Source organism: Pirellulales bacterium, from assembly GCA_036499395.1.
In the GTDB taxonomy this organism is placed as follows: Bacteria; Planctomycetota; Planctomycetia; order Pirellulales; family JACPPG01; genus JACPPG01.
In genome coordinates, this window is record DASYDW010000003.1 from 1 (window position 1) to 6,807 (window position 6,807).

A 6,807-nucleotide genomic window follows, 5' to 3' on the forward strand; every position below is an offset into this window, starting at 1 on the left:
GCGACGCGATCGGCAGCAAGCTTTACTCGGGGACGAGCGAGATCCAGCGCAATATCATCGCCTCGATGCTGGGGCTGTGAGGCAACGTCGGACTGCAAGGGCTAGAGAGTGCGGGTGCAGGGAACGTGATCTCTCCTTAGAACTGCGATTGAGCATCGGTAGATAGATGAAAATCCTCGTTTCGTTCAAGAGTGTGCCCGACCCTAACGATGTCGCTGTCGCGGGCGCAGCGGTCTCGACGCCTAAATCGGTGATCAACTCGTTCGACGAGATCGCCATCGAGGAAGCGTTGCGGATTCGCGAACGCGGCGAAGCAACGGAAATCGTGGGCGTCACGATCGGAGTGTCGGCCGTCGATGAACAAATCCGCTCCGCGCTGGCAATGGGCGTCGATCGCGCCATTCGCGTCGACGATTCCCGCGCGCTCGATCCCTACGCGGTGGCGCGCATTCTCGGTGCGGTGGTCAAGAAAGAAGCGCCGCACGTCGTGATCATGGGCAAGCAAGCTGTGGACGACGACTCAAACCAGGTCGGTCAGATGCTCGCTGGGTTGTTAGGCTGGCCGCAGGCGACGTTCGTCTCGAAGATTGAGTTTCTAGACAACAAGACGCGCGCCCGTTGCACGCGTGAAACCGACGCCGGCCTTGAGGTAATCGAAGTCAATCTGCCGGCCATTATCACCACCGACCTTCGCCTTAACGAACCGCGCTACGTCTCGTTGCCCGGTTTAATTAAGGCGCGCCGCAAACCCATTGAAGTTCTAACTTGCGATCAACTGGGAGTAACTGTGCGCCCGCTTACAACTGTGCTCTCCATTGCGCGTCCGCCCAAGCGCCCCGCTGGCACGCGCGTTGAGTCAGTCGAAGAGCTAATCATGAAACTAAGGCAGGAGGCGAAGGTGCTTTAGCATGGCCGAGTCCCTCATACTAATCGAACACGATCGCCAACAGGTGAAGCGCCCCTCGTTGCACGCCATCACGTTGGCCCAACAACTCGGTGGCAATTACGCGCTACTCGTGGTCGGCCACGGTTTGGATGGGATCGCCGCATCTCTTGTTTCCTACGGCGCGTCTGCAGTGGTTGTCGCCGACGACCCAGCATTGGCGGAACCGTTGGCCGACCGTTACGCGATGGTGATAGCGGAAGCAGCGCGAAGGCTCGGCGCTAAGACCATCCTGGGCACTTCCTCAACGTTTAGTAAAGACGTCTTGCCGCGCGCTGCTGCGTTGCTCGACGCGCCAATGGTTACCGATGTGATTGCGATCGAAAAAATGGACGGTTCGATTTCCTACCGACGTCCCATCAACGCCGGCAGCATGTTCGCCAACGTGAAGGTGGAAGGAGACCGCCGCGTGCTCACAGTCCGCGCCACGGCCTTCGAACCCCCTGCGGCCAATGCAGCGCCCTGTCCGATCAGCCACTTCGACTTTGACGCCGCGTCGCTTCCCAACGGCATGCAATTTATCTCCCGCGAAGAGCGCAGGTCGGACCGACCCGACCTAACCGAAGCCCGCGTGGTGGTATCTGGCGGCCGGCCGCTAAAGGACAAGGAAACATTCGAGCGTCTAGTCGGCAGATTAGCGGACGCGTTAGGCGGCGCAATCGGCGCCACCCGCGCCGCAGTCGATGCAGGGATGGCGCCTAACGATTATCAAATCGGACAGACCGGCAAGATCATCGCGCCCGAGTTGTACATCGCACTTGGAATCTCCGGCGCGATTCAGCACCTGGCCGGCATCAAGGATTCGCGGATTATCGTCGCGATTAACAAAGACCCCGACGCGCCGATCTTTCAGATGGCGACTTACGCCTTGGTAGGCGACCTGTATCAGATCGTCCCACAACTCATCGAATCGATTCGCCGAGCCTAAGCCGGAATACAATGAGCAATATGAATAACGCCACCCGCGAAGTGTTTGGCAACATCGCGCCGTGGATGCGGGTGGTGTTTTTCATCATGATTGCGGCGAGTATCGCCGTGCTCGTGTGGCAAGTCGCAGCCCGGGTGTGGCTCTGGCGTAAAGGTCAGCGGGGCGGATTTGAGCGTGACTCGCGTGTGTGGAGTCGGCGGCTCGTCGAGTATGCGCTGGCGCAAAAACGCGTTCACAAGAAGTCGCTCGGCGCTCTCCTCCACATGCTGCTATTCAGTGGGTTCGTCGTGCTGACAATCGGCACTACGCTCTTGGCGATCGCCTATGATGGGCCGTACTACTTTCACCACGGCTGGTACTACCTCATCTATGAACTGACGATGGACGTGTTCGGCGTGGCATTCATCACCGGTTGCTTGTTAGCTATGTATCGCCGAGCGTTCCAACGTAAGCCGAGCCTTGGTCATAACCGAAGCGACTGGTGGCTCCTGGGGCTACTTCTCTCGTTAGGCATCACCGGTTTCGCGGTTGAAGCATTGCGACTTCATTACACCCAAGTACAGCCGGATCTGGCGCACTGGTCGATCGTCGGCTGGTTGATCGATGTGACCTTGTTGCGCGGAATCAACGTAGGCGGCGCCCAAACGATGCACCTGGCGGCTTGGTGGCTACACGCGATTCTGGTGGCGACGTTCTTCGCCACGATTCCGGTGAACCGGTTCCTCCACGTGATCACTGGCCCGCTCAACATTGCGGGCCGTCCCGAGCGGCCCATGGGCGCGCTCGTCCCGTTGAAAATGGAAGAGGTCGAGCAGACGGGTCGCACCGGAGTCCACGACCTTGCAGATTTCAACCGTCAACAACTGCTCAGCCTTGATTCGTGCATGGAGTGCGGTCGCTGCGAAGACGCGTGTCCAGCGACCGCCACCGGCAAACCGCTTTCGCCGAAAGCCGTTGTGATCGATCTGCGAAATTTGATGTCGTTAGGCGGCGAGGATGTGCATCGAACGATCCATGATGAAACGCTCTGGGCCTGCACGATGTGTCAGGCGTGCGTCCAAGAGTGCCCGGTCTTGATCGGACACGTCGATTTGATCAGCGACATGCGGCGCGATCTGATCGGAGAAGGGAAACTTTCCGGGCCACCAGCGAAAGCGTTGCAACAGATCGGAAGCCAATCGAATCCATACGGGCGGTCTAACTCCGAACGCCTGGCTTGGGCGGAGGGCCTCGAAGTGCCGACGGCCGAATCGAATCCGAGCTTTGAATATCTTCTCTGGGTCGGCTGCGCCGCGTCATTCGATCCGCGCGCGCAAAAGGTCGCGCGTGCGACAGCACAGTTGCTCAAGGAGGCAGGAGTGAACTTCGTGGTGCTCGGCAAAGAGGAGACTTGCACCGGCGATCCCGCGCGCCGAATCGGTGATGAGTTCCTTTTCCAACAGCGCGCACGCACCAATGTCGAGACGCTTACCCGCCGCAAAGTGAAGAAGATCGTCACGCCGTGCCCACATTGTTACAACACGCTCAAGAATGAATACCCGCAGTTCGGTGGGCAGTACGAGGTGCAACATCACTCGACGCTGCTCGCAGACCTGGTCGGGGCAGGACGGTTGAGCAACAGCAGCAGTAACGGCGAGCCGATCACTTTGCACGACCCGTGTTACCTGGCGCGCGTCAACGGGGAAGTGGATGCGACACGAGCGGTCATCGGCGCTGCTGACGACGCGCAGTATCGCGAAATGCCTCGCTGTGGGAAAAAGACTTTCTGCTGCGGTGCGGGCGGAGGTCGAATGTGGTTTGAGGAGGCACCGTCGCAGCGCGTCTCCCATTTGCGGTCGCAGGAAGCGCTTGCGACCGGCGCGCGCACCGTGGCCACGGCCTGCCCGTTTTGTTTGAACATGATGACCGACGGCATGGCGGGCACGCAAGGAGGAGAAAATGTGAAGGTGCTCGACATCGCCGAGTTGCTCCTCAGCCGTCGGACATCCAGTACTCCAGGACTACCCTAAGGCGTCGAAGCCCCGCCAAATCGGAGGGCGACAGTCGCGGATTTAGCGATACGAGAAACAAGTCCAAAGATATGAATGCATCGTGTATCTCATCTAACGCACATACTAGTAAGTTCCAATGATCACGACAGCGGCTGGTGACCAGTTGGAGAACGCACCATTCATCGAATTCGCGGACGGGCCGCCGAAAGGCGTAATTACCCGCCACGGTAAGAACAAAGCTTGCGTCAGTGTCCGTCTGCCCCACTCGACACGGCCAATTGCTAAAGCTCGTTGGCGCTGCATTCGTTCAAACAGGCAGAGAAGTTGCGAGACGGAACGCTAAGCTACAACATACCGAAGCAAGCCCCACTCCGGTGGCAACATTGGGAGAACATCTCGCCGACTTCGACGAAATGCGGGCAGGCATGCGCATGAGGGCGGTTGGTATCGTCTTCAGAGAAGCCGATCCACCTTTTGGCAACGCTAAACGACGGCCGGGTCAACGACTCCGGCTACAAATCACCGATTACGGATCAGGAAGAACAAGCGCTACGGGCGGGGACCGGCGTCGCCCCGAAAACCAATGGTAAGTCTGCGCTCCGGTTGGTTCCCTTACGGCCCGAAATTGACAGTCACAGTGTTAGAGCAGGTCTGGGTTCCAGCGTCACAAACCTTGTACATGAAGCTAGCCTGGCCGGTTGTGCCGGTGGAGTCGTCATACAAACCATCGTTCGGCGTTGTCGCGATCACAACTCCATTGCGGTTGACGTCGATGTTGGCCGAGGTCGCTCCTCTCCATTTGAGACGCGATGTATTTATTCCCCCCACCTTTTTTCCCTGGCCTCTGAGCGTGATCGGGCCAGGCGTCGCCGTAGGAGTGGGAGTTGCCGTCGGCGTCGGAGTTGGAGTTGGTGTGGCGCTGGTTACAGCGGCCAGGATATCGACCCGGCCCCAGCCATAAACGTTGTTTGGCGGTCCGGCACTGCCACACTGGGTGGACGCGATATGAACAGCTGCGTTATTTAAGGCTGCCCGGCTCGGGTCGATCTGGTTCTGCAAGCTCGGCATGGCGGACCAGAGCAGCGCCATGGCGCCGGCGATATGCGGAGTAGCCATGGAGGTGCCGCTGGCAAACGTATAGGCATTATCGGATGTGTTAGAGGCCGAACGCGTGTTAGTGCCTGGAGCGCTGATATCCGGTTTTATCCGGCCGCTTCCATCGGCAGTAACCGGACCGCGGCTGCTAAAGGAAGCAATCGTGTCGGTGCCGGTGTTCAGTGCCCCGGCCGTGTAGGAAGTCGCATACAGCGATGGTGGATCTGTCACAGTGGAACAACTCGATCCGGAGTTACCCGCCGCGACTACCATCATAATGCCAGCAGCAGCTTGAGCGTCAACGGCAGCTTGCAATGTGTTAGGCGAACAGCCTTCCGACGTGGGGCAACCCCAGGAGTTAATGGTAATATCGGGTGCCTTGGTCGGGTCGCCTTGCCCACCGCCTATCGGGTAAGGCGCGAGGAACCATTCCATACACTCGATATATCTGGCCGGTGTGCCGGTACCCTGGTCCATGTTACGGCAACCAATCCACTTTGCGCCAGGCGCCATTCCGATCTGGTTGCCAGCTCCGTCATCACCGATCGCTGTGCCGGTGGTGTGCGTTCCGTGGAAATAATCATCGCAAGGAAACGGCGAATCATTACCGCACGGGTTACCGACGCTGTCGTGGATGGAGTCATGCCAGTTATAATTGTGATCAGCCACCGTTCCATTCCAGCCGCGGTAGTGAGGTTTAAGCGCATTATGCGTCCAGCGCTGACCAGTGTCCGCGCTCGCCACTACAATATTCTGCCCGTTGAATCCGAGCGCCCAGACCTGAGGCGCGTGTGTATAATTGATTCCCGGCTCGATGGTCGCCGGAGCCCCAGGTTGCGAGGACGCATCAGCCGCGGGACCCGGTTGAGGAAACGAATTTTGAATGCTGGGATTGCCCTCCACGCGCGCCACGTCTTGCCGGGCAGCCACTGCCTCGGCGATCTCGCGGCAGCCCTTCACCAAGATTGCGTTGACGATGTAGAAAGTTTGATGGTCGAGCCCGCGTTCACTTAGCCATTGCAGAATCGGGCCTTGGGTAGCCTGACTCTTATTCCGCAGCACATCGTACACATAGCGGCTCTTTTCGTTCTTTGTCGGCAAAGCTGCCGCTCCACCAAGGTCGGCCTGGTCAGCGAGCACGACCAGAAATTCCGCCTGCTGACCGTTCGCCGTGTGTTCCATGACCCAAGGCGCAATCTTGGTCGCGCTCGGCGCCTGTTCGGGCGGGCTACCATGACTGCTAGCACGCGAGGAGCCGAGCGCCCCCAGCGCTGCTAGCGCAGTTGCTGCGATGAACGATGAACGAAAGAGCCGCCGCCCGCTTGCCGATGTGAATGCACGGTTTGATGTCATAGAACTTTCTTGTTATTGACTCTAATAGGCAGCGGCGTCCGGCAACTCCCGGACGCCGCGTTGATAGAGAAGTGGTTTGATTCGCTATTCCCGGAACCTAACTCGATCCTGCAATCTGAGGTTCCAGCATGATCATGAATCCATTGCACGAAGAGTCTGCATTAGTTACAATTTGTGATAACCGGCGCGAAACAACCGGCTGGATTAGTAAGTGCAACCGTGTGTTGCCCGAGCGGCTCGTTGGCAATCTGAAGTTGGGCCTTGTTCCCATTAATTGTTACCTGATTGGGATTGCCATCGACTGTGATGGTGACCTGCTGGCCCGAGTGGCTCGTATTGGTGAGGGTAAGCTTGGCCTGCAGTCTGTCGCCGTTGACAGTATGCGTGCAGCGCACCTGGAAAGAAACCAAGTCTCCGCATGGGATGCCTGCAGGCGTAGCCGTAGGAGTTGCGCTGGGAGTTGCCGTCGGAGTCGCCGTTGGGGTAGGGGTTGGTGT

Annotated in this window: 4 protein-coding genes; 3 read left to right on the top strand and 1 reads right to left on the bottom strand. The window is 58.6% G+C overall.

What is annotated here, in order from left to right:
* Positions 1-166: 166 nt before the first annotated feature.
* From VGN12_00545 to VGN12_00555, 3 genes are read left to right on the top strand one after another with little or no spacing between them, the layout of a single operon-like run.
* Positions 167-907, top strand: coding sequence for an electron transfer flavoprotein subunit beta/FixA family protein (locus VGN12_00545; GenBank protein HEY4307912.1), 741 nt, complete (start codon positions 167-169; stop codon positions 905-907).
* A gap of 1 nt (position 908) precedes the next feature.
* Positions 909-1,871 (top strand): electron transfer flavoprotein subunit alpha/FixB family protein, encoded by a 963-nt coding sequence (locus tag VGN12_00550; protein HEY4307913.1) that lies wholly within the window; start codon positions 909-911, stop codon positions 1,869-1,871.
* Between the two features lie 20 nt (positions 1,872-1,891).
* The gene (locus VGN12_00555) at positions 1,892-3,880 is read left to right on the top strand and encodes a heterodisulfide reductase-related iron-sulfur binding cluster (protein ID HEY4307914.1); all 1,989 of its coding nucleotides are present in this window, start codon (positions 1,892-1,894) and stop codon (positions 3,878-3,880) included.
* Positions 3,881-4,474: 594 nt separating this feature from the next.
* Here the strand turns inward: VGN12_00555 and VGN12_00560 are convergent.
* Positions 4,475-6,139 (bottom strand): S8 family serine peptidase, encoded by a 1,665-nt coding sequence (locus VGN12_00560; GenBank protein HEY4307915.1) that lies wholly within the window; start codon positions 6,137-6,139, stop codon positions 4,475-4,477.
* Positions 6,140-6,807 lie beyond the last annotated feature (668 nt).